This is a genomic window from Anaeromicropila populeti (assembly GCF_900112775.1).
In the GTDB taxonomy this organism is placed as follows: domain Bacteria; phylum Bacillota; class Clostridia; order Lachnospirales; family Lachnospiraceae; genus Anaeromicropila_A; species Anaeromicropila_A populeti.
This window is the reverse complement of the sequence record NZ_FOYZ01000010.1, coordinates 170,292-196,971: the sequence shown is the minus strand read 5'-3', so window position 1 is coordinate 196,971 and position 26,680 is coordinate 170,292. Positions and strand designations below refer to the sequence as shown.

Genomic DNA, 26,680 nt, shown 5'->3' with positions numbered 1-26,680 from the left:
ATCAAAAATTAAAGTTTTTCATACAGACAGAGGAAACGAGTTTAAAAATAAAATAATTGATGAGGTTCTAAATGCCTTTAAAATCAAACGTTCCTTAAGCCAAAAAGGGTGTCCATATGATAATGCAGTTGCAGAAGCAGGGTATAAGATTATAAAGACAGAATTTGCATTTAAAAGAGTTTTTAGCAGTTTAGAGGAACTGAAAAGAGAATTAAGTGATTATGTAAAGTGGTATAACAATAAACGTATTCATGGAGCCTTAAATTATATGACTCCAGTAGAATATCGTTTATCTAAAATGACCGAATAAAAATTGTATAAAAAAGTGTTGACAATCCAATCCTCGTAAGGATTTGAAACCGGGCGATAAGGAATATGAAAAGCTGAAACGCTCCATCGAGCAGTTCGGTTATGTGGAGCCCGTCATCTGGAACGAGACCACCGGTCGTGTGGTCGGCGGTCACCAGCGCTTGAAGGTGCTGCAGGATATGGGCCTGACCGAAGTGGACTGCGTCATCGTTCAGATGGATGAAGAAAAAGAGAAAGCCCTGAATGTGGCCCTCAATAAAATCAGCGGCGAATGGGACAACGACAAACTGGCCCTTTTGATTGCTGATTTACAGGGCACGGATTTTGATGTTTCTCTTACCGGCTTTGAGCCAGAGGAACTGGAGGACTTGTTCCGAGAGGATACCAAAAGCGGCGTAAAGGACGACGACTTTGATGTGGAGGCTGAGCTGCAAAAGCCTATCTTCTCCAAGGCCGGTGACCTTTGGCTGCTGGGTGACCACCGTCTGGTATGCGGCAATTCCACCAAGCCCGAAACCTACGAGCTTCTGATTGCCGGAAAGCAGGCAAATCTTGTGGTGACCGACCCTCCCTACAATGTCAATTATGAAGGCTCCGCTGGCAAAATCAAAAATGACAACATGGGCAACGATGCCTTTTATCAGTTCCTGTTTGATGCCTATACGCAAATGGCTGCTGCAATGGCTGATGATGCCAGCATCTATGTTTTCCATGCGGATACCGAAGGTTTGAATTTCAGAAAGGCCTTCGTGGATGCCGGTTTCTATCTCTCCGGCTGCTGCATTTGGAAAAAGCAGTCCTTGGTGCTGGGCCATTCCCCGTATCAGTGGATGCACGAGCCCGTGCTCTACGGCTGGAAGAAATCTGGCAAGCACCAGTGGTACACCGGTCGTAAGGAAACGACCATCTGGGAATTTGATAAACCGAAGAAGAATGGCGACCATCCAACCATGAAGCCGATTCCGCTTTTGGCTTATCCCATTATGAACTCCAGCATGACCAACTCTCTTGTCCTCGACCCGTTTGGTGGCAGCGGCTCTACACTCATCGCCTGTGAACAGACCAAGCGCTGCTGTTACACCATTGAGCTGGATGAAAAGTTCTGCGATGTCATCGTAAAGCGCTACATCGAACAGGTCGGCTCCGCTGCAAAGGTCTCCGTCGTCCGTGACGGCCTGACCTACTCCTATGATGAAATTGCTGTCGTGGCTGAGTAACCGCCTTGGTACTATACACAATCCGGAAGGCACATATTTGTCAGATTTATTCCCGGAATTGACTTGCTAATATGTGCCTTTAGAGTGATTAATGTAGTACCAAAATAAAGGAGGTACACACCATGAAAGTTATTTACAACCTTACCGACAGGAAGCCTTTTGTAAAGGCCCTTGAGGAAATCACCGGAGCCAAGGCGCTCTACAAGAAAACCCCGACCTACGCCTACGAGGTGGATTACTTCACCGTTACCAGAGAAGGCAACCTTACCTTCAACGACATGGCCGATAGCGAGGAAATCGAGCGAGTGTTGGCGGCCCTTGCAGAGCACGGCTTCACCTACGAAAGCGCTGAATACGACGAGCCTCAGCCCGACGTGTTCGACGAGGACACAAACGAAGAAACCGGCCTGACCATCAGCCTGCCGCTGGACAAGGTCGCAGCCGGAAACCTGACAAACCTGCTGGAAGCCAAAGGCAGCCTCATCAAGGAGGCCCTCGGCATTGACAGCCTTCCAATCGAAATAACCGAGGATACCATCGCATTTCCTTGGTTTTCCACGATGCCGAAGCTTGACGAGGTCAACGCCTACACACAACTGATTGCCGCCCTCTGCAAGATGAGCAAGGCCCAGAAGCGAGTGAACGCCAAGGTCACCGCCCCGGAGAACGAGAAATACGCCTTCCGCTGCTTCCTACTCCGGCTTGGCTTCATCGGTGACGAGTACAAGGCTTCTCGCAAAATCCTGCTCCGCAGGCTTTCCGGCAACAGCGCTTTCAAAGGAGGTGAAGGTAATGCGATTCCCAAGTAATGAACAGGTCGAGCGCCTGCGCCAGCAATACCCAAACGGCACCCGTGTGGAGCTGCTCCAGATGGATGACCAGCAGGCACCGCCTGTTGGCACCCTTGGAACGGTCTACGGAGTCGATGACACCGGCAGCCTTCTGGTGAATTGGGATAACGGCTCCGGTCTTAACGTAATCTTCGGTGTTGATAAATGTCAGCGGTAAGATTTCCAAGCTGATGCTGAAGGCAAACGGCGAAGTCATCTGCAACTACGATAGAGACTGGGACATCGAGCCCACCTGCAAGGAAGCTGAGCTTGCGCTTTGCATCCTCTTGAACAACTACAACTAAGGAGGGCCGGATATGAATGAGAGACTTCTTGAAAATCTGGCTGACTGGATGGAAGCGCATGGCACTATCATTTCCGACCGCCAGCAAAGCAATGCCTACGTCGGGATAAGAATTGTCAAGGTCTGCTGGCACGGCGGCACCTACCGCATCATCCAAGTAGATGGCATGACCTTCCGCATCGAAAAATGCTAACCACCTGAATACAATCAGGCAGGACGGAGCCGAAGGGCTCTGTTCCTCGTACACGAAGTCGCTAACAGGCGGCTATTTTTTATGCCCGAAAGGAGGCTGCACCGTTGAGAAAACTGAAAAACTACAAACCCACACGCTTTATGGCTGCGGACTCCACCTACAACAAACAGATGGCGGATTACGCAGTCAATTTTATTGAATGCCTCTGCCACACCAAAGGCACCTGGGCCGGAAAGCCCTTCGAACTGATTGACTGGCAGGAACAAATCATCCGAGACATCTTCGGCACTCTCAAGCCAAACGGCTATCGTCAGTTCAATACCGCCTATGTGGAAATTCCCAAGAAAATGGGCAAATCCGAACTGGCCGCTGCGGTGGCTCTGCTGCTTACCTGCGGCGACGGCGAGGAACGTGCCGAGGTCTACGGCTGCGCAGCTGACCGCCAGCAGGCAACCATCGTATTTGATGTGGCTGCCGATATGGTGCGTATGTGTCCTGCGCTCAACCGGCGAGTAAAGATACTGACTTCCCAGAAGCGTATCGTTTACCAGCCCACCAACAGCTTCTATCAGGTGCTTTCCGCAGAGGCCTACAGCAAGCACGGCTTCAATATTCACGGCGTTGTCTTTGATGAGCTGCACACCCAGCCCAATCGTAAGCTCTTTGATGTTATGACCAAGGGCTCCGGCGATGCTCGTATGCAGCCGCTGTATTTTCTGATTACCACTGCCGGTACTGACACCAACAGCATCTGCTATGAAACACACCAGAAGGCCAAGGATATTCTGGAGGGCCGCAAGCTGGACTCCACCTTCTATCCGGTTATCTACGGTGCTGATGAAAGCGATGACTGGACTGACCCGGAGGTCTGGAAAAAAGCCAATCCCTCTCTCGGCATTACAGTCGGAATGGACAAGGTAAAAGCAGCCTGCGAATCGGCCCAGCAAAATCCCGGTGAGGAGAACTCCTTCCGACAGCTGCGACTTAATCAATGGGTCAAGCAGGCAATCCGCTGGATGCCAATGGACAAATGGGATGCCTGCTCCTTTAAGGTGGATGAGGAAGCGCTGGAGGGCCGGGTCTGCTACGGCGGCCTTGACCTTTCTTCCACAACCGATATTACCGCCTTCGTGCTGGTGTTCCCACCGGAGGATGAGGATGACAAATACTCCATTCTCCCATATTTCTGGATACCGGAAGAAACCATCGACCTGCGAGTGAAACGTGACCATGTTCCGTATGACGTTTGGGAACGACAAGGCTTCGTGCAGACCACCGAAGGAAATGTCGTTCACTACGGCTACATCGAGAAGTTCATCGAGAGCCTCGGTGAACGCTTCAATATCCGTGAGATTGCCTTTGACCGCTGGGGCGCTGTACAGATGGTGCAGAACTTGGAGGGCATGGGCTTCACGGTCGTGCCGTTTGGGCAGGGCTTCAAAGACATGTCGCCTCCGACCAAAGAGCTGATGAAGCTGACCTTGGAACAGCGGCTGGCCCACAGTGGTCATCCCGTACTCCGCTGGATGATGGATAACATCTTCATCCGCACCGACCCGGCTGGCAATATCAAGGCCGACAAAGAAAAATCCACAGAAAAGATTGACGGCGCTGTTGCCACCATCATGGGCCTCGACCGAGCTATCCGCTGTGGCAACGACGCAGGTGCTTCTGTTTATGATGACAGAGGCATTTTGTTTATCTGAAGGGAGTGATTTTTATATGAGCATTATATCTGGTCTGTTCCGGTCAAGGGACAAGCCCACCAACAGCACCTCCGGCAATGCCTACCGCTTTTTCTTTGGCGGCTCCACCTCTGGCAAGCCGGTCAATGAACGCTCGGCGCTGCAGATGACTGCGGTCTATGCCTGTGTGCGTATCTTGTCCGAAGCCATCGCCGGACTGCCTGTGCACCTATACAAATATCGTGAGGACGGCAGCAAGGATAAGGCGCTGGAGCATTCCTTGTACCGGCTCCTGCACGATGCGCCTAATCCGGAGATGACCTCCTTTGTGTTTCGAGAAACGCTGATGACGCACCTGCTCCTCTGGGGCAATGCCTATGCGCAGATTATCCGCAACGGAAAAGGTGAAATCATCGCCCTGTATCCGCTGATGCCAAATCGAATGACCGTTGACCGGGATGATAAGGGCAAACTCTACTATCAGTACCAGATGCAGGACTCCGACGCTCCGACCATGAAAACCGGAACGGTCACTCTGAAAGCTACCGATGTGCTTCACATTCCGGGCCTCGGCTTTGATGGCCTTGTGGGCTACTCTCCCATTGCGATGGCAAAAAACGCTATCGGCATGGCGATTGCCTGTGAGGAATACGGTGCAAAGTTCTTTGCAAACGGAGCCACACCGGGCGGCATCTTGGAGCATCCTGGCACGGTAAAAGACCCTGCCAAGGTCAGAGAGAGCTGGAACAGCGCCTTTGGCGGCAGCTCCAATGCGAACAAGGTCGCTGTGCTGGAGGAAGGCATGAAATACACGCCCATCTCCATTTCACCAAACGAAGCACAGTTCTTAGAAACCCGAAAATTTCAGATTGATGAAATAGCTCGAATTTTCCGAGTGCCGCCTCACATGGTCGGCGATTTGGAGAAATCGAGCTTTTCTAATATTGAGCAGCAATCCTTGGAATTTGTGAAGTACACCTTGGAGCCGTGGATAGTCCGTTGGGAACAATCCATCAACCGGGCACTTCTCTCTGAAACCGAGAAGGCTGCTTATTTTGTAAAGTTCAATGTGGACGGCCTTCTCCGTGGTGATTACCAAAGCCGCATGAATGGCTATGCAACGGCCAGACAGAACGGCTGGATGAGCGCCAACGACATCCGTGAACTTGAAAATCTTGACCGCATCCCCGCCGAGCAAGGTGGTGACCTATATCTCATCAACGGCAACATGACCAAGCTGGAGGATGCCGGTATATTTGCAGCGACCACTGCTGCTGGAAAGGAGGAAGATTCCGATGAAGAAATTCTGGAAGTGGAAGAATCAGACGGTGACCAATCAGGAGACGCAGGAGGAAACACTGGAGAGGACGCTGTTCCTAAACGGCACCATCGCCGAGGACAGTTGGTTTGACGATGATGTTACACCGAAGCTCTTCAAAGATGAGCTGCTCTCCGGCAGCGGTGACATTACCGTCTGGATTAACTCTCCGGGCGGTGACTGCGTAGCTGCTGCACAGATTTATAACATGCTGATGGATTACAAGGGCAACGTCACAGTAAAGATTGATGGCATTGCTGCTTCGGCAGCTTCGGTCATTGCAATGGCCGGTACCAAGGTGCTGGTATCTCCCGTGTCCATGCTGATGATTCACAATCCGGCCACCGTGGCCTTTGGCGATTCCGCAGAGATGCAGAAAGCCATCGCCATGCTGGACGAGGTGAAGGAAAGCATCATCAACGCCTATGAAATCAAAACCGGCATGAGCCGTGCCAAGCTCTCCCATCTCATGGATGCCGAGACCTGGATGGACGCACATACGGCTGTTGACATGGGCTTTGCCGATGAAATCCTGATGCGTCCAAGTGACACGCCTGTGGAGAACAAGGCCGATGGCCCGATGCTCTTTTCCCGTGCTGCTGTCACCAATTCCTTACTGGATAAGCTGGCTGCAAAATGCCGTATCCAGTCGAAGCCTGTCGAAACCGGTCACTCTATTGATTCTTTGATGGAGCGCCTTGACCTTATCAAACAACACATTTAATGGAGGTATTTACTATGACTATTTTAGAACTGCGTGAAAAGCGCAACACTGCATGGAATGCTGCAAAGGCATTTCTCGATTCTCATCGCACCGAAAAAGGCACTCTGACTGCCGAGGACGACGCTACCTATTGCAAGATGGAGCAGGAAATCTCCGACCTTGGCAAGGAAATCAGCCGACTGGAGCGTCAGGAACAGCTGGAGGCCGAGCTCTCCAAGCCGGTCAACACGCCTCTCACTTCTAAGCCTGCCACTGGCAAGCAGCCGGAAGCAAAGACCGGTCGTGCCTCTGACGAGTACAAGTCCGGCATGCTGAAGGCACTCCGCTCCAACTTCAAGCAGGTATCCAATATTCTGCAGGAAGGCGTGGATGCCGATGGCGGCTATCTGGTACCTGAGGAGTACGACCATCGCTTGATTCAGGCCCTCACCGAAGGCAACATCATGCGTCAGTTGGCCCACACCATTACTACCAGCGGCGAACATAAAATCAATATTGCTGCTGCAAAGCCTGCCGCTGCATGGATTGAGGAAGGCGGCGCACTCCAGTTTACGGATGCAACCTTCTCTCAGATTTTGCTGGATGCCCACAAGCTCCATGTTGCCATCAAGGTGACCGAGGAATTGCTCTACGACAATGCCTTCAATCTGGAGAGCTACATTATCGAGCAGTTTGGTAAGGCACTGGCCAATGCCGAGGAGGACTCTTTCCTTAATGGTACTGGTGTTGGTCAGCCTCTGGGCCTTTTCGCTGAGACTGGCGGCGGTCAGGTGGAAGAAACTCTTACTGCAGCTCTTAAGGCAGACGACCTGTTCAATCTGGTCTATGCTTTGAAGCGTCCGTACCGCAAGAATGCGTCCTTCATCATGAACGACCGCACCATTGCTACCATCCGTAAGTTCAAGGATAACAACGGTGCCTACATCTGGCAGCCTTCCTACCAGGCTGGTGAGCCTGACCGTGTGCTGGGCTATGCAGTCCACACCTCTCAGTTCGCACCGGAGAATGCCATCGCCTTTGGTGATTACGGCTACTACAACATCGGTGACCGTGGCACTCGTTCCTTCAAGCAGCTCACCGAGCTCTTTGCCGGTAACGGCCTGATTGGCTATGTGGCCAAGGAGCGTGTGGATGGTAAGCTCATCCTTCCTGAAGCTGTTCAGATTCTGAAGCTCGCTGACGCAAAATAAGAAACTCTGCAACACAGGCAGTGTCCTATCACTGGGGAACTGCTAATTTTTAATGACCGAGGTGGTGATAGATATGCTTGTAGCACTTGCTGACATGAAACAATACCTGCGTGTGGATTACGAGGATGACGATGCGCTTTTGGAAACGCTGCTGACCAGTGCCGAAAAGCTCTGCATGGATATTCTGCGCACAGAAGATACTGCAGCCTTGGAAGCCGTGGATAATGCCAAGACCGCCATCATGTATACGGTCGCTTATCTTTACGAGCATCGTGAGGAAGCTGACCATCACGCTTTGACGCTGACCCTGCGTTCACTCCTCTTCGGCAGCAGACAGGAGGGCTTCTGATGAACATTGAACTTCTGAATGTCCGCATCAGGCTCCTGCAAAATGCTGTGACCGTGGATGAAATCGGAAACCACAAAAACAGCTGGCAGGAATACTACTCCTGCTATGCAACAGTCAGCGCCGAGGGCGGCAAGGAAGAAACTGCTGCGGCCCAGACTGTGGAGGCCGATACGATTGACTTTACGCTCCGCTATTGCAGAAAAGCTGCTGCTCTCACTTCTACCGGTTTTCGTGTGGAATTCGCTGGTGAGCCCTATGACATCACCGCCGTTGACCACATGAATTTCAAGCGCAAGTGTATCAAGCTCCGCTGCCAGAAAGTGAGACGATGACGATGGCAAATAGCATCCGTATCGACCAGCTGGCTTCTGAGGTGATGAAGGGCCTGACAGAATATGCCGACCTTGCTACCGACGATATGAAAAAGGCTGTCAAAAAAGCTGGTACCACTGTTCGTAAAGAAATCGAAGCCAACGCTCCGAAGAACAAGGGTATCTACGCCAAGAGCTGGTCTGTAAAAAACACAAAGGAAACCTCCAATGCGCTGGAAGTGACCGTCTATTCCAAAAATCGCTATCAGTTAGCGCATCTGCTGGAATTTGGTCATGCCAAGCGTGGTGGTGGCCGTGTGGCCGGAAAGGCACATATCGCTCCTGCGGAGGAAATCGGTGTAAAGCAACTGGAAACAGAAATTGAAAGGAGCCTGCGAGATGGATGATATTTTAGCAATGCTCCGGGAGCTGAAGCTACCCTTTGCTTACGACCATTTTGCAGAGGGCGAAGCTCCGGAGCCACCCTTTATCTGTTATCTCGTTCCGGGCAGTAATAACTTTGCTGCTGATGGCCGAGTGTATTTCAAGATAAATGAGTATCATATCGAGCTGTATACTGACGAGAAATCCCCAGCGTTAGAAAGCAGCTTGGAGGCCGTGCTGGATAATCACGGCATTTTTTATAACAAATCTGAAACCTGGATTGAGAGCGAAAAGCTCTATGAAGTCCTATACACATTTGAAATGGAGGTCTGACAAATGGCTGATAAAAACAACAAGGTTAAGTACAACCTTAAAAATGCGCACTATGCGCTCATTACCATTGCAGAGGACGGCACCTTCTCTTTTGTCACTCCTGTTGCGATGCCCGGCTCCGTATCCATCTCCTTGGATGCCAACGGTGAGCCGGAAAACTTCTACGCTGATGGCATCGCCTATTATGTCATCAATAACAACATGGGCTACGAGGGTGACCTTGAGCTTGCGATGATTCCTGAATCCTTCCGTACCGACGTGCTGAAGGAGGAACTGGACAGCAAGGGCGTTCTGATTGAAAACTCCGAGGTGGAGCTTGCATCCTTTGCACTTCTCTTTGAGTTTGATGGCGACCAAAAGCATATCCGTCACATCATGTATAACTGCTCTGCCTCCCGTCCTGGTATCGAAGGCAAGACTAACGAGGACAGCAAGGAAGTGCAGACGGAAACCTTGACCATCAAAGCTACGCCGCTTTCCAACGGCATGGTTAAGGCAAAGACCGGTGACACCACTGACGCTACTGTCTATGGTAACTGGTACAAGGCCGTGTATATCCCGGCTGCTGCTACTGACACTGCAACTACGGAAGGAGAAGGTTAATCATGAGTATGAAACAGAACATCGAAATCGATGGTAAACAGGTGCCCTTCAGGGCCTCTGCAGCCATTCCTCGTATTTACCGCATGAAATTCCATCGTGACATCTATAAAGACCTGCGTGCTTTGGAAAAAAGTCTGGGTGAAGGCAATCCGGAGGAATCCTCTCTGGATATGTTCTCCCTTGAGATGTTTGAGAACATCGCCTACATCATGGCCAAGCACGCAGATGCCGAAGTGCCGGATTCTCCGGAGGAATGGCTGGATGGCTTCAACACCTTTTCTATCTATCAGGTGCTTCCAAAGCTCATCGAGCTGTGGGGTCTCAATACCCAGACGGAGGTTGAGTCTAAAAAAAAGCTCGCCCAACTGACCGGGAAATGACAACGCCGTTGTTCCTGCTACGCTGTGTTCAGCTTGGCCTTTCCATTCGTGATTTAGATTTGCTTACGATTGGCATGGTCAATGATATGTTCGCAGAAAGCCGGAACGATGATTGCAAATATGCGACCCTGGCCACTCAGGAGGATTTCGACAAATTCTAACAAATTTCTGCCCGTAGCAATCCGGGCTATTTTCATATTCACAGGAAGGAGGTGCTTTTCGTGGCCGCAAATAGAATCAAAGGTATCACTGTTGAAATCGGCGGCGATACCACCAAACTCCAGACTGCCTTAAAGGGTGTCAATTCAGAAATCAAAAATACGCAGGCCCAACTTAAGGATGTAGACAAGCTCCTAAAACTTGACCCCGGTAACACAGAACTGCTGGCCCAAAAGCATAAGCTCCTCGGTGATGCCGTTGCGGAAACCAAGACGAAGCTGGAAACCTTAAAGACGGCTGCGGAACAGGCAAACACAGCTCTTGCAAATGGCGACATTTCGCAGGAACAATATGATGCCCTTCAGCGTGAAATCTTAGAGACAGAGCAAGACCTGAAAAAGCTGGAGGAACAGGCCAATCAATCTGCCACCGCTGTTCAAAAAATTGCTGCCACCGGTGAAAAGTTAAAAACCGTAGGTAACAATATCTCTTCAGCCGGAGAGAAGCTACTGCCGGTCACTGCAGCAGTTGCAGGGCTTGGAACGGCAGCCGTAACCACTGCTGCAAACTTCGAGTCCTCCATGTCGCAGGTACAGGCCACGATGGGCATTACAAAGGATTCCATGTCCACCGTTGATGGCCAATCCGTCAACACGATGGATACGCTCGGAAAGCTCGCCAAGAAAATGGGCTCCGAGACTGCCTTCTCTGCCAGCGAATGTGCCGAGGCTCTGAACTATCTGGCCCTCGCCGGTTATGATACGCAGGAAATGTGTGATACACTTCCGACCGTACTGAACTTGGCTGCTGCCGGTGATATCGAGCTGGCATCTGCTTCTGATATGGTTACCGACGCCATGTCCGCCTTGGGCATGGGCGTAGATGAAGCCGGTACGATGGTCGACCAGATGGCAAAGACAGCTTCCAGCACCAATACTTCTGTTGCACAGCTGGGCGAAGGCATCCTGACCATTGGTGCAACGGCAAAATCCATCAAGGGCGGCACGGCTGAGCTTAACACAGCACTCGGTATTCTTGCCAACAATGGTATCAAGGGCGCTGAAGGTGGTACGCACCTTCGTAACATTATCCTATCCTTGCAGAATCCAACCGATAAGGCTGCCGCAAGTATGGAATCCCTTGGTGTACAGGTTTATGACTCGCAGGGAAATATGCGCAGCATGAACGACATCCTAAGTGATTTGAACACCAGCATGGATGGAATGACTTCTGCTGAGAAGAGTAACATCATCAGCAATATCTTCAACAAGACCGACCTTTCCTCGGTCAATGCACTGCTTGCGAACACAGGCAGCACCTGGGATGACCTGCAAAAATCTATTACCGATAGTGGTGGCGCTGCTCAGCAGATGGCCGACACACAGCTTGATAACCTTCAGGGCCAGCTGACTATTTTGAAATCCGCTCTGGAAGGTCTCGCCATTTCCTTTGGTGAACTTTTGATGCCTGCCATCAAACTGATTGTGGGCTGGATTCAGAAATTTGTGGACTGGCTCAATGGTATGGATGAAGGTACAAAAAAGGTGGTCGTCACCGTTGCTTTACTGGCTGCTGCCCTCGGCCCGGTGCTTATCGTTGTCGGCAAGGTCATCTCTGCGGTCGGCACCATCATGACGATTGTTCCGAAAATCGCCGGTGTTATCAATGTGGTCAAGGGAGCCTTTGCTGCCCTGAATGCAACAATGCTGGCAAACCCTATCGTGCTGATTATTGCCGCCATCGCAGCTCTGGTCGCTGCCTTTATCTATCTGTGGAATACCAACGAGGACTTCAGGCAGTTTTGGATTGACCTCTGGAATAACATCAAGGAAATCGCCATCGCCGTATGGAACGCACTGAAAGAATTCTTTGCTGCAGCATGGCAGGCAATCGTATCTGTTGCCACTATCATTTGGAATGGACTGGCCACCTTTTTCACCGGCTTGTGGGAAGGAATCAAGACCATCTTCACAACCGTGGTTACGGCCATCAGCACCTTTCTGTCAACTGCATGGACTACTATCCAAACCACGGTCACAACGGTATTCACAGCAATCCAGACCTTCTTCTCCACCGTTTGGAATGCAATCAGCACAATCGTTACCACTGTGATTACGGCAATCCAAACCTTCCTGACCACAGCCTGGAATACCATTCAGACGGTCATTACCACGGTGCTGACCGCCATTCAGACCGTTATTACTACCGTGTGGACAGCAATCTCCACTTTCATTACCACGATTGTTACAGCGATTCAGACCTTTTTGACGACGGCTTGGAATACTATCAAAACCGTAATCACAACCGTTCTCACCGCCATCCAGACTGTATTCACCACTATCTGGAATGCAATAAAAACGGTCATCACTACGGTGGTGAATGGAATCAAGACCACAATTAACTCTGTCTGGAATAGCATTAAATCGACAGTAACCTCTGTGGTCAATGCCATCAAAACAGCAGTGTCCACAGCCTTTTCTACTATGTGGAATGGTATAAAAGCGACAGTCTCCGGCATCTACAACACCATTAAGACCGGTTTCGACAATGCTGTGAACTTCATTAAAAATCTGGCCTCCTCTGCGTTTAGCTGGGGCGCAGATATCATTAACGGCATCGTCAATGGTATCAAGAGCTGTATCGGCAAGGTAAAGGATGCCGTATGCAATGTGGCGGACACAATCAAATCCTTCCTGCATTTCTCTGTGCCCGATGAAGGCCCTCTGACTGATTATGAAAGCTGGATGCCGGACTTCATTGGTGGGCTGGCCAAAGGTATCGAAGGCAGCCGAGGCATGATTGAAAAAGCAATCTCTGGACTTGCTACTGATATGGTCATCAATCCGAAGGTCAGTGCGACCGATACTTCTGCGCTGACAGCAGGCGGCACACCTTCTGCAGCAGACACTGCTTCTGGACTCGTGGCTGCAATCAAAGATGCCGTCAGCGGACTTTCGGGGCAGAACGGAGATATTGTTATCCCTGTTTACCTTGGTGGCACCATGCTGGATGAGGTCATCGTCAATGCACAGCAAAGAACAAATTTACGAAGCGGAGGTAGATAAACAATGGCATATATTCAATATCTGGTCTTTGAAAAAGACAAGCTGCCTCTGCCGGATTCCTATGATATCAGCCTTTCTTCTATCGAGGCTGATTCAAGCGGAGAGACGGAGGCTGGCACGACGCAGCGTGATGTCATACGCACCGGTATCGTGAACATCTCCGTCTCTTTTTCCGTCACAAAAATCTGGCTGAAGAAGCTGACAGCTTACTCCAAGCTGGCAAAAATCCCTGTGCGCTATTTTGATACCGGCGACCTGGAATTAAAAGAAACCGAAATGTATATTGATGGCTTCAAAGCCAAGCTGGAAAAGGATACCTCGTACAAAGGCTTGTGGACGGTGTCCTTTACACTAAAAGAACTGTAGGAGGTGAGAATGCGTGTATCCAGTTTCTGAGGCCTTTATGGCCACCATTGAAAGCAATTCAAGAAATTTCTATTGGACGGGCAGCATCACCACCAAAAATCACCTGACCTACAATTTTACAAATCAGGACATCGTGAAAGGCTCCGGCTATATCACAAGACAGTGCTGCGGAAGTACCGAAATTGAGCTTGGAACAGTCTACGCCTCAGAGCTGGGCATCACGCTTCTCTCCGACATCGACCGCTACACGCTGGATGAGGCAGAGGTGAAGCTGTTCTTCCACTTGGTACTCCCGGACGGCTCCGAGGAAACCATCCCGATGGGGATATTCGAGGTCAGTGAAGCCAATCGTACCATCCATTGCTTAGAGCTGACGGCCTACGATTACATGCTCCGGTTTGAAAAAGACCTGAACTTGAACTCCTCCAGCGGCACGGCTTACAACTTTTTGCATGCTGCCAGCACCGAATGCAAGGTGGAGCTGGCCCAAACCAAAGCAGAAATTGATGCACTTCCAAACGGAAAAGAAACCCTAGGCATCTATTCCGATAATGATATGACCACTTACCGTGACTTGCTATATTATGTTGCGCAGGTCTTGGGCTGTTTCTGCCTGATAAATCGAGAAGGCAAGCTGGAGCTGATACAATACGGGACTTCCTCTGTGGCGGATATTCCAAATACGCAGCGTTTTTCCAGCTCGTATTCGGATTTTGTTACTCGTTATACTGCTGTTTCCTCCACCAACCTTATGACGGAGGAGGCAGAATATTATGCACTTGAGGTTGACGATGGGCTAACCATGAATCTTGGTACCAATCCGCTGCTTCAATTCGGCTTGAAAACGACCCGTGAGCGTATCATCCGCAACATCCTGAACTGCATCGCTGTGGTCAACTATGTGCCTTTCGATTCCAGTACCATCGGCAATCCGGCCTTTGACCCCGGCGACATTTTGACTTTCTCTGGTGGTCATGCAGATGCCACCAAAATCTCCTGCATCACCAGCCTACAATATAAAATCAATGGCAAGCACACCCTAAAATGCGTCGGTAAAAATCCGAAGCTGGCAGCTGCCAAAAGTAAAAACGATAAGAACATCACCGGGCTTTTGAATCAAATAGAATCCGATAAAATTGTCGTTTACAACTTCGTCAATGTATCGCCCTTCCACATCGGCTCCTCTCCCACAGAAGTTTTGGCGATAACCTTTACTTCCAAGGAAACGACCTCGGCTATGTTTCTGGCTGAAATCCTGCTGGAAATCAATGCAGATGAAATCAAAAAATCTATATCTGGCACCGCCACCTATGAGGAAGAATCCACCGATGAAGCAGGCACCGCTACTACCGAACAGGTTACAAAGCCTGTGAAATACTCTTTTACTGATAAAGGTGAGCCTGAACTGACCATCATTTACAAAATGAACGGAGATGAGGTGGAGACCTTCTATCCGACCAAGACCTGCATTGATGGAAAGCACATCGTCACTCTGTTCTATCCAATTTCACAGGTCATTGAAAACTGCGAGAATACTCTATCTGTTTTCCTGAAGGTTTCTGGTGGCAGCTGCGATATTGGAGAATCACAAATCCGTGCCACGATTACTGGTCAAGGGCTTGTTGCTGGTATCGGTGACTGGAATGGCCGCATTAGCATTACAGAGTCCTTCGAGCGCATTCCCTTTGTTCATACAGACTTTGGCTTCCGTGAACTGCGTGATAGTGTTATGGCGACCTTTCCGGCAAAAGCAGACACTGGTATCCAGCAGCGCATTTCTCGTATTGCCTTCGCAGGCATGCAGTTTGGCTATGCCCGCTTGAACGAGCGCATCAGCGTTATTGAGGTCATCCAGACCTTTACGATGGATGCTAAATTCCCTGGCGAATACGACCAGACGATTATTGAATTGAACGATGCAGATGCCTTCTGTCTTATCAGCGACTATACGGCTGTTTCTACCGCCGAAGAAATCAATGCTGGTCAGTTGCAGCATCTGGCAATCAACACTGACCCTTATGAACGGGTCGAGAACTTGGAGGTGAAGCTGTGTTAATCGATGAAAGCAAGTACAACTGGTCAAGGTGGGCACAGCCCATCTTCGACTCTGACAACACCTGGGGAACTGTATCCGCCACCTCCGTCAATGCTGGAAATTATGCAGCTTATCATGCTTTGGATGGGAACGAAGATACTCATTGGAAAAGCCGTGACGCTGTTACCAATGCCCAATTTGAATGGGTGTTTGATAAGCCACTAAAAATCTATCGTATTGAGCTGGTCAACAAACCCACAGGAAGCATTCATATCACAAAGGCGGTCGAGGTCTACGCTGACGAAGAAATGACAGAAGTGCTGCTCTCTGGTGAATTTCCAGCCACCTCTAAAGGCAAATGTGCATTGGAGCCGGAGCAGCCCTTTGCCTGTGACCGCCTGATACTTAATCTGACCTCTGATGCCAGCGCCGGAGTAAAATACGTCGGGCTCACCTCGCTCCGGATTATTGCGGAAATCGGAGAAGAAAAAACAGTGCTGACGCCCTTCCTCAATACCAGTGAAGCTATGAATGTCATAAGCTCCTCTTACAACGATGACGGCACCTTTACCACCACGGCCCTTGATGGTTTCATGTTTAATGGCATCGCTGCTGCAGCACTTTATATTTCCAGCAATCTATGGTTTGGCTTTGGTGCAAATGCTGAACAGCTAAAAGTCATGCGCCGGGATGCCTGTTCTACGGCCATTTATCGTCAACTTGGCACCTGCAGCAATGGGCTGGAATTTTTGAAACTACGCTTTGAGGGCTACACCGTATATAGCAATCGGGTGGAAGAAAACCGAATTATTCTTGAACTGTTCCTGCTTGGCAACAACGACATGTTCCTGAATGTAATCCAGACCCCAACCTCCAGCAACACTGGAACTTCGGAACTGGTCTGCAATAATATGACCACTCCTTTGAATCTGATTGACAGCACAGGAGCTGGTGGAGGAACGCAGGTCAGCTTCTATCATCAGGATGAGGGCGGTCGCACTTGGAACATCATTTATGCAATGTATGAAAACACCGGAGCCTTTTCCTTCGGCTACCTGTTGCAGCAAGCTGGTGCCTTTTATACTGTCACGGAAAACGAGCTGCAGGAGGTACCCATTCAGGCTCTTACAGCCGCAATGTTCCTAAAGTATGGCTGCGAAGAAATACCTGCACCGGAATTGCTAACTCCGCTGTCTAACCCACACATATTTCTATGGAAGGCAGGCGGTGAGGATACTTTACTCAAGGCAACAATAAAAGCCTACCCGTATCCCAGCATCATTTCTTCTGTCGTCGATATGAGCCACATTTCCATTCTTGGAATCAAGCTCATGACTGCGCAGTTCTCTGGTGATGTGGGGCTGTGTCAATCACTGGATAATGGAGAAACCTTCTCCGAAGAGATTCCTCTTTCGGAGTGGCTTAACACAGACCCGGACGAGCTTTATAACAGTTTGAATGAAACGAAGATTCTCATCCTGCATTTTGTATTACACGACAATGCCACAATCTCCCGTTTCAAAATCACCTATATCAATTAAAGGAGGCGCTTACTATGCTGAAAGGTACTATGAAAATTGAACTCACAGATGTCCACACGGGAGAAAAGAAAACTGTGGTTGAACACAATATGATTACCAACGCACTGACGGAGGTTTTCCGTCCTCTGGGCCTGAACAAATCTCCCGGCAAATTCATGAGCAGCTATGCACCCTATTACCAGAAGCTGCTGGGTGGCATTCTGCTATTCGACCATAACATTGAAGAAAACGCCAATAACATCTACCCTCCGGCAGAGGCCCAGCTGATAGGCTGCGGAGCGTATGGCGTACAGAATAACACAACCGGAACAAGTCGTGGCGGCTTCAATCAAACCGAGAGCGCGCTGAATCTGACAAATCGCTACATGAAATATGTCTACGATTTTGCGACCTCGCAGGCAAACGGAACAATCGCCTGCGTCTGCCTCACACATCTTCATGGCGGCTTCACTTCCTACGGGAGCAACGATGCCGTATTTACAAGCAATTATCCTCTGGGCATTCAGATTTCAGACGCAAATCTGCAATATGTTTATACCGGCTATACAGGAGCCGTCACCGGCGATAAATACTCCGGTCTAACACTGGAAAAAACAGAGATGCTTTTCGTCATTGACCGTGAGGCAGATGTGGCCTATTACTTCCGCATCGATAATGCAAACACCATTCACATCCTTCAGCGCAGAGCATACCTGCAGAGCGTTTCTGTGTTGGAAAATCCCTACTCACAAAAGGCTCTTGTAGAGGATACCGCCTTGGACGAGCTTGCAACCGCAATGGCTACAAGCTATTTTGCTTACAATTTCGACCATGCGAATAAGTGCTTGTATATCTTTTCTTCTGCCAGCTACTACCTGAAGCCGAATGACACCTTTCTCATTACAAAAATCAGCATTGAGAACTTCCGCATTCAGCAATTCACGATGGTCAATACCACGGATGTGAATCTGAATACCAACGGAATGCGCTTTGCTTTTGCGCATGAAGGCTTTGTGTATCTGCGAACTTATAACAGCCCTTATGATATTTATAAGTTTGAGATTGGAAATGCAGCCAATGTAACAAAAATCAGATACTCCGGCATGACCTCCGTCAATGGTACTCCGCAGCTGGCCTACAACGGGAGAATCTATTACGAAAACGCCTACAATGAGCTGTACATCGTAAACTCTGCCACAAATGAAGCTGTGAAGCCGGAAAGTAATCGCATCTTTAGCGGTAGTAACCAGATTTGCTATACGCCAATGCTGAATGAGCCACTCAACTATTTCTGCAGCTATGGTAACTGGTCTACCAGCGACTTTATGATGCTGGCAAATTATCTGGCCACCATCAACAATCTGTCGGAGCCTGTCACTAAGACTGCCGACAAGACCATGAAGGTCACCTATATCATTCAAGAACAATAATCCTTTTGGAATCAGGCGACTGTCCGTTATGGGCAGCCGCTTTTTTCATACCCAAAATCAAAGAAAGCGAGGAACTCACTATGAAAAAATTCTGGAACACGATTCAATTTGCCTTTGCTGCCATTGGCGGCTGGCTGGGCTACTTCCTTGGCGGCTGTGACGGTCTGCTCTATGCGCTGGTCGCCTTCGTGGTGGCGGATTACATCACCGGTGTGATGTGTGCCATTGCGGACAAAACGCTCTCCAGCGAGGTCGGCTTCAAAGGTATCTGCCGCAAGGTGCTGATTTTTATTCTGGTCGGCATTGCCAACATCTTAGATGTTCAGGTCATTGGTACCGGCAGCGTACTCCGCACCGCCATCATCTTTTTCTACATCTCCAACGAAGGTGTATCCCTTCTGGAAAATGCCGGTCATCTAGGCCTGCCTTATCCTGAAAAACTAAAATCAGTGCTGCAGCAGCTCCATGACCGCAGCGAGAAGGAGGACAAATAATATGGCTTACACAAACAGTCCGCTGGTGGTTTACACCGGCCTTAGCCCAAACCATTCTGGGCAAAGAACACATGCAATCGACCGCATCACGCCTCACTGCGTAGTCGGTCAGCTTTCCGCAGAAACCATCTGTGCCTGCTTCCCGGCAGGCCGTGATGCCAGCTGCAATTACGGCATCGGCACGGATGGGCGTGTTTCCCTCTGTGTCGAGGAGAAGAATCGCTCCTGGTGCACCTCCAGCAATGCCAATGACCAGCGTGCCATCACCATCGAGTGCGCCAGTGATAAGACCGAGCCTTATGCGATGAACAGCGCTGTTTATGCCACCCTCATCAAGATCTGCACTGACATCTGCCAGCGTAACGGTAAGAGCAAGCTGTTGTGGTTTGCCGATAAGGGCAAGTCCCTGAACTATGCTCCAAAGTCGGATGAAATGGTCATTACAGTTCATCGCTGGTTTGCCAATAAGAGCTGTCCGGGCGACTGGCTCTATAGCTGTCTTGGCGATTTGGCGGCAAAGGTTACTGCTGCGCTTGGCAGCACGCAACAGGAGCCGACTACCGACAAAACGGTATGGTATCGTGTTCGTAAAACCTGGGCCGACAGCAAGAGCCAGCTTGGCGCTTACAAGGTGCTGGCCAATGCCAAAGCAAAGGTTGATGCCAATCCTGGCTATGCTGTTTTTGATGAAAATGGCAAGGTCATCTATGGCAGCGCTGCCGCTACAGGCTTTTCGCCTTATCTGGTCAATGTCACCATTGAGGATTTGAACATCCGTAAAGGGCCTGGCACTAACTATGGCACTGTCGGAAAGTACACCGGCAAGGGCTGCTTCACCATCGTGGAGGAAGCCAGCGGTCAGGGAGCCTCTCAATGGGGCCTTCTGAAATCTTACGCTGACGGACGTGATGGCTGGATTTCGCTCGACTTTGCAACACGAATTTAATACTGCTATATCTTTCGGCCTGTGGGAGAAATCCTGCAGGCCTTTTTCTTTTTATCCGCTCAAATTGCTGTTTTGTCTCCAGTGGGAAATTAGAGGATTTCTCAGATTGGAGGACAACTATGAACAGCGAACAGAAAACATTACTAACACCAATTTCTATTGAAGAATTACCAATATTGACATCACCGACACCGCCCACAACAGAACAATTGCAGCGTGATGCCGGTTATCACAAAGCTCAGCTGCTGCTTCAAAGCATGCTGGATTCTGGACTTATTTCCTTGTCAGAATACAACAAAATCACGCTGCTAAATCGGAAAACTTTCTCCCCATATCTGGTCGAGATTATGCCCAATATAACTGGATAATAGGCGCACTCAGAGGTAATATGTGACACTGACAAGGAGGTGATAGCTTGAAAACAATCACAAAATTGCAGCAGGTGAAAGCGCCTGCTGAGAAGAAAAAGCTCCGTGTAGCGGCCTACTGCCGAGTATCGACTGGCAGTGATGCTCAGCTTGAAAGTCTGGATACGCAAAAAACGTATTTTGAGAATTACATCAATTCCAGAAAAGACTGGGAGCTTGCCGGTATTTATTACGATGAAGGTATCACCGGCACAAAAAAGGAAAAGAGAACGGCCCTGCTTCAACTCATGTCAGATTGCGAAAGCCATCAAATCGATATGGTTATCACGAAGTCACTAAGCCGCTTTTCCAGAAATACAACTGACTGCTTGGAACTGGTCAGACGCCTGCTTGCGGTGAATGTACCTATCTTCTTCGAGAAGGAAAATCTGAATACCGGCTCGATGGAAAGCGAACTGATGCTGGCAATTCTAAGCTCAATGGCTGAGGGCGAATCAACCTCGACCTCAGAAAACACCAAGTGGGCCGTACAGAAGCGATTTCAAAACGGCACCTTCAAAATCAGTTATCCGCCCTATGGCTACGAATGGAACGGAGAGGAAATGAAGGTGAATCCGGAACAGGCTGATGTTGTAAAACACATTTTTTCCGCTTTTCTTTCGGGAACTGGTATTCAGGATATTGCAAAAGACTTGAATGCCCGACAGGTGCCTACTAAAAAAGGTGGCAAATGGTCGCACGGTACCATCAAAGGTATTTTGGCAAATGAGAAATACACAGGCGATACCATTTTCCAAAAGACCTACACCGATGCACAGTTCAATCGGCATCAGAACAATGGCGAAAAAGACCAATACTTCTGCGCCGAGCATCACGAGGCCATCATTAGCCATGAGGATTTCGAACTGGCTGCACGTCTTTTGGAACAGCACAGCATTGAAAAAGGAATCGTAAAAGGCTGCGACAGATACCAGCAGCGTTATGCCTTTTCAGGTAACATCATCTGCGGCGAATGCGGTGCGACCTTCCGCAGGCGCATCCACACTTGCAAGGGTCACAAATACGTCGCTTGGCTTTGCAACACCCATCTGGCTGATGTGAAAGCCTGCTCCATGCTGTACATCCGGAACGATGACCTTGAGCATGCTTTTATCACTATGATGAATAAGCTCATCTTTAGCAGGAAAACCATTCTGGCCCCACTGCTGGAGCAGCTCAAAAATACCAACGAGGACGGCGGTATTCGTCGCATCCGAGAATTGGAAAGGCAGCTGCTGCAAATCACTGAGCAACGGCAAACCTTGCAACGCCTGATGGCCCAAGGCTACCTTGACCAGATTATTTTCACCCAGCAGAAAAATGAGCTGATGACGCAGACGGAAGCCTGCAAAACCGAAATTGAAATGCTGCAGAACTGCAGTGGTCAAGCCTCTACCAGAATTGTGGAGCTTCAAAAGCTCCTGCATTTCACCGAGCACGCTGACATGCTGCAGGCATTTGAAGAAGAATTATTTACAGAATACGCAAACCGCATCATCGTTTACAGTCGAGAAAAAGTTGGCTTTGAACTGAAATGCGGATTAACACTGCGAGAAAGGATGTGATTTTATGGGTCACACACCCTATGGCTACCAAATAGAAAACGGTCAGGCAGTTATCGATGAAGCTGCTGCCGCTACTATTCGTGAGCTTTACAAGAATTATTTAGCTGGCATAGCCCTAAGCGATGCTGCAAAGAAGGCAGGTCTCGACACCTACCACGGAACAGCAAAACGAATGATGCTGAACAAGCACTACCTGGGTGATAGCTTTTACCCAGCTATTGTCGACAAAAACACATTCGATGCCGTTCCTATCGAACTGGAAAAGCGTGCCGGAAAGTTAGGACGACTTGATAGAGCAAGCGCTCCTCACAGCAAATACGTTCCTACCGACTTTCTTATGGGGCCAGCAGAAAAGGAGCTACCCAATCCGCTAAGACAGGCCGAATACCTGTATAGCCTTATCCGACCGGAGGTGATTACCAATGGCACAAAGTAAGGTTATGGTCATTCCGGCCAGACGACAGGTCGGCAACACCATCAAAGCCGCTGAGAAGCCAAAGCTCCGAGTCGCAGCGTACTGCCGTGTCAGTACCGACAGCGATGAGCAGGCCACCAGCTACGACGCTCAGATTGAGCATTACACGGAGTACATTTCCAAAAATCCCGAATGGCAGCTGGCAGGCATTTTTGCAGATGATGGCATTTCAGGCACCAACACAAAAAAGCGTACCGAGTTCAATCGCATGATTGATGAATGCATGGCCGGTAACATCGACATGATGATTACCAAATCCATCAGCCGATTTGCCCGTAACACGCTGGACTGCCTGAAATTTATCCGCCAGCTAAAGGATAAGAACATTCCCGTTTACTTTGAGAAGGAGTCCATCAACACAATGGACGCCAAGGGTGAAGTGCTGCTTACCATTATGGCCTCTCTGGCTCAGCAGGAAAGCCAATCCATGAGCCAAAACATCAAGCTGGGCTTGCAATATCGCTACCAGCAAGGACACGTTCAGGTCAATCACAACCACTTCCTTGGCTACACCAAGGATGCAGACGGAAACCTTGTCATTGACCCGGAGCAAGCCGAGACGGTCAAGCGCATCTACCGGGAGTACATGGAAGGCTACAGCATGGACAAGATTGCCGCCGGGCTCATGGCTGACGGTATTCTCACCGGTGCAGGGAAGACCAAGTGGTGGACGAGTACCATCAACAAGATTCTGCGAAACGAGAAATACATCGGAGACGCCTTGCTACAAAAGACCTATACCACCGACTTTCTCAGCAAAACCAGAATCAAGAACAACGGCACCGTTCCTCAATACTATGTGGAAGGTAACCATGAAGCGATTATTCCCAAAGAAATCTTCATGCAGGTGCAAGAAGAATTGGTGCGCAGACGAGTGGTGCACACCAGCGCCAACGGACGCAAGCGCAGCTATAGCAGCAACCACTGCTTCTCCCAGCTCATCTTCTGCGGAGAATGCAACGAAATGTTCCGCCGCATCCACTGGAACAATCGTGGCTGTAAATCCATCGTCTGGCGTTGCGAAAGCCGCCTGCAGAACACCGGAGTCGCTTGCCGAGCCAGAACTGTCAATGAGGAGTTATTGCAGGACATTATCCTGAAAGCCATCAACGAAATGATTCTGGACAAAAGCGGCTACATGCAAATGCTGCAGAAAAATATCGCTGCGGTCATTCGCAACGATGCCAGCGCTTCTACGGATGACATTGATGCCAAGCTGCTGAAACTTCAAAAAGAGCTCCTCCAAAAAGCAAACAACCGGGACGATTACGATTCTATCGCAGAGGAGATTTTCCAGCTTCGGGAACTGAAAACAAAATCAGAAACTGACATCGGCATCCGGGATAAGCGGCTGGCCCGAATTACTGAGCTCTGCGATTTTTTGAAGGATCAGCCGCAGAAAATCACAGGATTTGATGAAAACCTCGTCCGCAGGCTGCTGCAAAAAATCACCGTTTTTGATGACCACTTCACGGTGGAATTCAAATCCGGTGTTAGTGTTGATATAAACGAATAAAGAGCAGGTCGCCCTGATTGTTTTATTTCATAGGGTGGCTTGCTCTCTTTTTTCTTTCCATTATCTAATAAAAATCCATTTTCATAGCCAAAGATTTCTGTGACAAATTTATAAATTTAGAAATAAAAGGAAAACCAACTTGTATTTCTGTCGGACTTTAGGTAACATCGAACTGTCGGACAAAAAGTGAGGTGATTGAATGAGTCCACGAATCGGCAGACCGCCGGCAGATAACCCGAAAACAGACAAGCTTACCGTCAGACTGGATGCAAACTGTACAGACATTCTTGACCGTTACTGCAAACAGCAAGAGGTAAAACGTTCCGAAGCCATGCGGCAGGGAGTTCTGCTGTTGGAAAAAAGCCTGAACTAAAAATAGAGCATGACGGGCATCTTGTTTGACCACAAAACCCATCATACTCGGTTAGAAGTTTCCTTCTGTAAATAGTATAATACATTAGGGAAGTTCTTTCAATACAGAATTTTAGGAGTGGTAAAAATGAGCAGCAACAAACAGGTTGAATTCGATTATTCGAAACTGCGGGGGAGAATCAAAGAATATTATGGAACCCAGGAAAAACTGGCAGATGCATTAAACATCGGAAGAGTTTCCCTGTCCCAGAGATTAAATAACCGGATTGATTTTTTACAAAGTGAAATCAACCAGATGAGTAAACTGTTAGAAATTGAAAAGTTTGATATCCCAGAATATTTTTTTAAGGTTAAAAAATAATCTGCTGCAGTTCCCGCATAATCCTGATGGTAACTGGCACGTTGAAATTTTATAAAGGATCAGTCGCAGAAAATCACAGCATTTGATGAAAGTCTTGTCCGCAGGCTGCTGCAGAAAATCACCGTGTCCGAAGACCACTTCACGGTGGAATTCAAGTCCGGGATAAGCGTTGATATTGAAGGCTAATGCCATAGACAACAAAAGCTCCTCACCACTGGGATAATATCCGGTGATGGGGAGCTATTTCTTTATTTGCAATATTTGACTATTCCAGACAAATCACCATTTGAATGCTTCGATTTTATTGAATAATCAATATCAAATCCATCTTTCAATGGTCTTATCAATAATGCAGGGCCTAACCACTTCTTTTCTTTTGGCCTAAGAGAACCAATGGAAAATTCAAACTCATTCTTGCTATTAGCGTTTGGTATTGCAATATATTTTGATATTTCTCTTTCGTAATCATCTTCATCATACCTTGGATTTCCATTAATTCCACCAGCGCTAAAGTGTGCTCTTATTGACGCCTGATTCTCTGCCAAACTGTCAGCAATACTGTATGTGATATCACTATCATATGAAATATCTGACGATTCAAGCATCAACAAAAGTTCTTTTATAATGCCTTCTTCAAAAATCAATCCCTCCAATCCTTGCATATCTGGATTTATTAATTTCTTCGATGGGCAAATTGCACCAGCATCACTTTCTTTTATCTTTACATGTATATCTATATCTTCATCATACACTGTAGATGCATTTTCAATTGCAAGTGGTATAAAAAGCATTCCATCAAAAGTCGTTACATACCAATCCAGCATTTGCACACGGTGCAATTTGTATTCTAACTCCATTATCTTATCATATTTGTCTTCTTCCTCTTTTGTTCCCTCATAAGAATATGATGACAATACGTCATACTTTCTTTCCAAATTTCCAATATTGAAGAATTCTATTTCTTCAGATATATCTATACCCAAATAATCTTTGCACAAATCTATTATCGAATTTTTATCATCGCCTTTGATGAGTACCCTCCGTAATTTAAAAAGGTTCAGTTTTAAGGAGTTTTTGATTGGGGTTAGCACCGAACCATCTTTTCTAATAATTGCGGTTTCGGCGGTCGCTTTTTCCTCAACAGAATTGTTTTCCTCTTCTTCACTTAAAAGCTCAGATGGTTCTGTGATTTTTATACTCCTGATTTGTTCTATCAGTTTCAAGCATTCTTTTATTATTTGCTCTCTGTGTTTAACAAAAGAAACCGATTTCGATATTTCAATCGGATGAATCAAATTTGAGATAGCACCATCAACAAAACAACCAAGACGCAAGTCAGAGAATCCAGTTTTAACACGCTTTCCATTTTCTAATACATTTTGGACAGTATCTTGAATTACTCCTTTTATATATCGCTTTACCTCTCCCTTACTTTTTCCATCTTTCAATGAAAAAGGTGTTAATCTTCGACTTGCAATATCAAAAGGCATATCCTCTGGCGCACCATAATCAGCGTTTAATACACAAATTACGTTATCCCAATCAACAACATGCGCAGCATATCCTAATTCAAGCATCACATTAGGATTAGGCATATATTTCACCTTTTTGTTTCCATCTTTATCAACTGTCTCATATTGACATACCGCACTAACGTCAGCAATAAAAATATCACAGTCGTCAATTTTTGAAAAAATAGTCTGCGCTATATCAGGTGAGCCATACTCTCCTTTTGTATCACGGTCAGCTTCGATATCAACTGTATCTCTCAATAAGCGAACTGCATCTTTTATACTCTCCTGAATGATATTTCTTGTCTCACTTCCTGGCAAATCAGAC

31 protein-coding genes are annotated in these 26,680 nt (G+C 48.2%); 30 read left to right on the top strand and 1 reads right to left on the bottom strand.

Annotated elements, in window-relative coordinates:
• The 30 genes from BM305_RS13610 to BM305_RS13480 all read left to right on the top strand — a co-directional run.
• The coding region (locus BM305_RS13610) for an IS3 family transposase (RefSeq protein ID WP_143099182.1) at positions 1-310 on the top strand (310 nt) is incomplete at its 5' end.
• A 43-nt stretch (positions 311-353) separates the two neighbouring features.
• The gene (locus tag BM305_RS13605) at positions 354-1,526 is read left to right on the top strand and encodes a site-specific DNA-methyltransferase (RefSeq protein ID WP_092561684.1); all 1,173 of its coding nucleotides are present in this window, start codon (positions 354-356) and stop codon (positions 1,524-1,526) included.
• Positions 1,527-1,648: 122 nt separating this feature from the next.
• Positions 1,649-2,335 carry a virulence protein gene (locus BM305_RS13600; RefSeq protein ID WP_092561682.1) on the top strand — a complete coding sequence of 229 codons (687 nt, stop codon included), beginning with the start codon at positions 1,649-1,651 and terminating at the stop codon, positions 2,333-2,335.
• Entirely contained in the window at positions 2,319-2,534 is a 216-nt protein-coding gene (locus tag BM305_RS13595) for a DUF4314 domain-containing protein (RefSeq protein ID WP_092561680.1), read from the top strand. The genes BM305_RS13600 and BM305_RS13595 overlap by 17 nt, the downstream gene beginning before the upstream one ends.
• Positions 2,535-2,547: 13 nt before the next feature.
• Positions 2,548-2,661: a DUF7678 domain-containing protein gene (locus BM305_RS19945; RefSeq protein ID WP_456297653.1), complete on the top strand. Its 114-nt coding sequence runs from the start codon at positions 2,548-2,550 to the stop codon at positions 2,659-2,661.
• Between the two features lie 12 nt (positions 2,662-2,673).
• Positions 2,674-2,853 carry a hypothetical protein gene (locus BM305_RS13590; RefSeq protein WP_092561678.1) on the top strand — a complete coding sequence of 60 codons (180 nt, stop codon included), beginning with the start codon at positions 2,674-2,676 and terminating at the stop codon, positions 2,851-2,853.
• Between the two features lie 140 nt (positions 2,854-2,993).
• A complete protein-coding gene (locus BM305_RS13585; protein WP_092561729.1) occupies positions 2,994-4,559 on the top strand; it encodes a terminase large subunit in 1,566 nt (521 codons plus the stop codon).
• A 16-nt stretch (positions 4,560-4,575) separates the two neighbouring features.
• On the top strand, positions 4,576-5,949 hold the full coding sequence (locus BM305_RS13580; protein ID WP_092561725.1) for a phage portal protein: 1,374 nt from the start codon (positions 4,576-4,578) through the stop codon (positions 5,947-5,949).
• A complete protein-coding gene (locus BM305_RS13575; RefSeq protein ID WP_143099181.1) occupies positions 5,834-6,580 on the top strand; it encodes a head maturation protease, ClpP-related in 747 nt (248 codons plus the stop codon). Before BM305_RS13580 ends, BM305_RS13575 begins: the two co-directional genes overlap by 116 nt.
• Before the next feature lie 14 nt (positions 6,581-6,594).
• Entirely contained in the window at positions 6,595-7,770 is a 1,176-nt protein-coding gene (locus tag BM305_RS13570; protein WP_092561676.1) for a phage major capsid protein, read from the top strand.
• A gap of 73 nt (positions 7,771-7,843) precedes the next feature.
• The gene (locus tag BM305_RS13565) at positions 7,844-8,119 is read left to right on the top strand and encodes a head-tail connector protein (protein ID WP_092561674.1); all 276 of its coding nucleotides are present in this window, start codon (positions 7,844-7,846) and stop codon (positions 8,117-8,119) included.
• A complete protein-coding gene (locus BM305_RS13560) occupies positions 8,119-8,451 on the top strand; it encodes a phage head closure protein (protein WP_092561672.1) in 333 nt (110 codons plus the stop codon). Before BM305_RS13565 ends, BM305_RS13560 begins: the two co-directional genes overlap by 1 nt.
• A 2-nt stretch (positions 8,452-8,453) precedes the next feature.
• A complete protein-coding gene (locus BM305_RS13555; RefSeq protein ID WP_092561723.1) occupies positions 8,454-8,837 on the top strand; it encodes an HK97 gp10 family phage protein in 384 nt (127 codons plus the stop codon).
• Positions 8,830-9,147 (top strand): hypothetical protein, encoded by a 318-nt coding sequence (locus BM305_RS13550; protein WP_092561670.1) that lies wholly within the window; start codon positions 8,830-8,832, stop codon positions 9,145-9,147. The genes BM305_RS13555 and BM305_RS13550 overlap by 8 nt, the downstream gene beginning before the upstream one ends.
• Before the next feature lie 3 nt (positions 9,148-9,150).
• Complete coding sequence (locus BM305_RS13545; protein ID WP_092561668.1) at positions 9,151-9,750, top strand: major tail protein; 600 nt, start codon at positions 9,151-9,153, stop codon at positions 9,748-9,750.
• Positions 9,751-9,752: 2 nt separating this feature from the next.
• Positions 9,753-10,130 (top strand): hypothetical protein, encoded by a 378-nt coding sequence (locus BM305_RS13540; protein ID WP_092561666.1) that lies wholly within the window; start codon positions 9,753-9,755, stop codon positions 10,128-10,130.
• On the top strand, positions 10,127-10,291 hold the full coding sequence (locus BM305_RS19195; RefSeq protein WP_177214733.1) for a hypothetical protein: 165 nt from the start codon (positions 10,127-10,129) through the stop codon (positions 10,289-10,291). Before BM305_RS13540 ends, BM305_RS19195 begins: the two co-directional genes overlap by 4 nt.
• 60 nt (positions 10,292-10,351) lie before the next feature.
• Positions 10,352-13,354 (top strand): phage tail tape measure protein, encoded by a 3,003-nt coding sequence (locus BM305_RS13535; RefSeq protein WP_092561664.1) that lies wholly within the window; start codon positions 10,352-10,354, stop codon positions 13,352-13,354.
• A 3-nt stretch (positions 13,355-13,357) separates the two neighbouring features.
• On the top strand, positions 13,358-13,720 hold the full coding sequence (locus BM305_RS13530; RefSeq protein ID WP_092561662.1) for a hypothetical protein: 363 nt from the start codon (positions 13,358-13,360) through the stop codon (positions 13,718-13,720).
• A gap of 13 nt (positions 13,721-13,733) precedes the next feature.
• Positions 13,734-15,776 (top strand): hypothetical protein, encoded by a 2,043-nt coding sequence (locus tag BM305_RS13525; RefSeq protein WP_092561660.1) that lies wholly within the window; start codon positions 13,734-13,736, stop codon positions 15,774-15,776.
• The gene (locus BM305_RS13520; protein ID WP_092561658.1) at positions 15,770-17,296 is read left to right on the top strand and encodes a discoidin domain-containing protein; all 1,527 of its coding nucleotides are present in this window, start codon (positions 15,770-15,772) and stop codon (positions 17,294-17,296) included. The genes BM305_RS13525 and BM305_RS13520 overlap by 7 nt, the downstream gene beginning before the upstream one ends.
• A gap of 14 nt (positions 17,297-17,310) precedes the next feature.
• Positions 17,311-18,705: a hypothetical protein gene (locus BM305_RS13515; protein ID WP_092561656.1), complete on the top strand. Its 1,395-nt coding sequence runs from the start codon at positions 17,311-17,313 to the stop codon at positions 18,703-18,705.
• An 80-nt stretch (positions 18,706-18,785) separates the two neighbouring features.
• The gene (locus BM305_RS13510) at positions 18,786-19,199 is read left to right on the top strand and encodes a phage holin family protein (RefSeq protein ID WP_092561721.1); all 414 of its coding nucleotides are present in this window, start codon (positions 18,786-18,788) and stop codon (positions 19,197-19,199) included.
• 1 nt (position 19,200) lies between these two features.
• A complete protein-coding gene (locus BM305_RS13505; protein WP_092561654.1) occupies positions 19,201-20,145 on the top strand; it encodes an N-acetylmuramoyl-L-alanine amidase in 945 nt (314 codons plus the stop codon).
• 119 nt (positions 20,146-20,264) lie between these two features.
• Complete coding sequence (locus BM305_RS13500; RefSeq protein WP_242940545.1) at positions 20,265-20,513, top strand: SHOCT domain-containing protein; 249 nt, start codon at positions 20,265-20,267, stop codon at positions 20,511-20,513.
• A 47-nt stretch (positions 20,514-20,560) separates the two neighbouring features.
• Positions 20,561-22,117: a recombinase family protein gene (locus BM305_RS13495; RefSeq protein ID WP_092561652.1), complete on the top strand. Its 1,557-nt coding sequence runs from the start codon at positions 20,561-20,563 to the stop codon at positions 22,115-22,117.
• Between the two features lie 4 nt (positions 22,118-22,121).
• Positions 22,122-22,553, top strand: a complete 432-nt coding sequence (locus BM305_RS13490; RefSeq protein ID WP_092561650.1) for a serine integrase family protein — start codon at positions 22,122-22,124, stop codon at positions 22,551-22,553.
• Positions 22,540-24,108, top strand: coding sequence for a recombinase family protein (locus BM305_RS13485; RefSeq protein ID WP_207649492.1), 1,569 nt, complete (start codon positions 22,540-22,542; stop codon positions 24,106-24,108). Before BM305_RS13490 ends, BM305_RS13485 begins: the two co-directional genes overlap by 14 nt.
• A 199-nt stretch (positions 24,109-24,307) precedes the next feature.
• A complete protein-coding gene (locus tag BM305_RS19190) occupies positions 24,308-24,481 on the top strand; it encodes a hypothetical protein (protein WP_177214731.1) in 174 nt (57 codons plus the stop codon).
• Positions 24,482-24,607: 126 nt separating this feature from the next.
• Positions 24,608-24,841 carry a DUF739 family protein gene (locus tag BM305_RS13480; protein ID WP_092561649.1) on the top strand — a complete coding sequence of 78 codons (234 nt, stop codon included), beginning with the start codon at positions 24,608-24,610 and terminating at the stop codon, positions 24,839-24,841.
• 248 nt (positions 24,842-25,089) lie between these two features.
• Here the strand turns inward: BM305_RS13480 and BM305_RS13470 are convergent, their stop codons facing one another.
• On the bottom strand, positions 25,090-26,673 hold the full coding sequence (locus tag BM305_RS13470) for a hypothetical protein (protein ID WP_242940544.1): 1,584 nt from the start codon (positions 26,671-26,673) through the stop codon (positions 25,090-25,092).
• Between the last annotated feature and the right edge of the window lie 7 nt (positions 26,674-26,680).

What these genes read in the sequence shown, in the direction of transcription:
- BM305_RS13530 (WP_092561662.1), top strand. Translation starts at nt 13,358, where the DNA reads ATGGCATATATTCAATATCTGGTCTTTGAAAAAGACAAGCTGCCTCTG.
- BM305_RS13485 (WP_207649492.1), top strand. Translation starts at nt 22,540, where the DNA reads ATGGCACAAAGTAAGGTTATGGTCATTCCGGCCAGACGACAGGTCGGC.
- BM305_RS13570 (WP_092561676.1), top strand. Translation starts at nt 6,595, where the DNA reads ATGACTATTTTAGAACTGCGTGAAAAGCGCAACACTGCATGGAATGCT.
- BM305_RS19195 (WP_177214733.1), top strand. Translation starts at nt 10,127, where the DNA reads ATGACAACGCCGTTGTTCCTGCTACGCTGTGTTCAGCTTGGCCTTTCC.
- BM305_RS13560 (WP_092561672.1), top strand. Translation starts at nt 8,119, where the DNA reads ATGAACATTGAACTTCTGAATGTCCGCATCAGGCTCCTGCAAAATGCT.
- BM305_RS13585 (WP_092561729.1), top strand. Translation starts at nt 2,994, where the DNA reads ATGGCTGCGGACTCCACCTACAACAAACAGATGGCGGATTACGCAGTC.
- BM305_RS13510 (WP_092561721.1), top strand. Translation starts at nt 18,786, where the DNA reads ATGAAAAAATTCTGGAACACGATTCAATTTGCCTTTGCTGCCATTGGC.
- BM305_RS13575 (WP_143099181.1), top strand. Translation starts at nt 5,834, where the DNA reads ATGAAGAAATTCTGGAAGTGGAAGAATCAGACGGTGACCAATCAGGAG.
- BM305_RS19945 (WP_456297653.1), top strand. Translation starts at nt 2,548, where the DNA reads ATGCTGAAGGCAAACGGCGAAGTCATCTGCAACTACGATAGAGACTGG.
- BM305_RS13600 (WP_092561682.1), top strand. Translation starts at nt 1,649, where the DNA reads ATGAAAGTTATTTACAACCTTACCGACAGGAAGCCTTTTGTAAAGGCC.
- BM305_RS13595 (WP_092561680.1), top strand. Translation starts at nt 2,319, where the DNA reads ATGCGATTCCCAAGTAATGAACAGGTCGAGCGCCTGCGCCAGCAATAC.
- BM305_RS13590 (WP_092561678.1), top strand. Translation starts at nt 2,674, where the DNA reads ATGAATGAGAGACTTCTTGAAAATCTGGCTGACTGGATGGAAGCGCAT.
- BM305_RS13545 (WP_092561668.1), top strand. Translation starts at nt 9,151, where the DNA reads ATGGCTGATAAAAACAACAAGGTTAAGTACAACCTTAAAAATGCGCAC.
- BM305_RS13505 (WP_092561654.1), top strand. Translation starts at nt 19,201, where the DNA reads ATGGCTTACACAAACAGTCCGCTGGTGGTTTACACCGGCCTTAGCCCA.
- BM305_RS13500 (WP_242940545.1), top strand. Translation starts at nt 20,265, where the DNA reads ATGAACAGCGAACAGAAAACATTACTAACACCAATTTCTATTGAAGAA.
- BM305_RS13550 (WP_092561670.1), top strand. Translation starts at nt 8,830, where the DNA reads ATGGATGATATTTTAGCAATGCTCCGGGAGCTGAAGCTACCCTTTGCT.
- BM305_RS13555 (WP_092561723.1), top strand. Translation starts at nt 8,454, where the DNA reads ATGGCAAATAGCATCCGTATCGACCAGCTGGCTTCTGAGGTGATGAAG.
- BM305_RS13565 (WP_092561674.1), top strand. Translation starts at nt 7,844, where the DNA reads ATGCTTGTAGCACTTGCTGACATGAAACAATACCTGCGTGTGGATTAC.
- BM305_RS13580 (WP_092561725.1), top strand. Translation starts at nt 4,576, where the DNA reads ATGAGCATTATATCTGGTCTGTTCCGGTCAAGGGACAAGCCCACCAAC.
- BM305_RS13540 (WP_092561666.1), top strand. Translation starts at nt 9,753, where the DNA reads ATGAGTATGAAACAGAACATCGAAATCGATGGTAAACAGGTGCCCTTC.
- BM305_RS13480 (WP_092561649.1), top strand. Translation starts at nt 24,608, where the DNA reads ATGAGCAGCAACAAACAGGTTGAATTCGATTATTCGAAACTGCGGGGG.
- BM305_RS19190 (WP_177214731.1), top strand. Translation starts at nt 24,308, where the DNA reads ATGAGTCCACGAATCGGCAGACCGCCGGCAGATAACCCGAAAACAGAC.
- BM305_RS13490 (WP_092561650.1), top strand. Translation starts at nt 22,122, where the DNA reads ATGGGTCACACACCCTATGGCTACCAAATAGAAAACGGTCAGGCAGTT.
- BM305_RS13515 (WP_092561656.1), top strand. Translation starts at nt 17,311, where the DNA reads ATGCTGAAAGGTACTATGAAAATTGAACTCACAGATGTCCACACGGGA.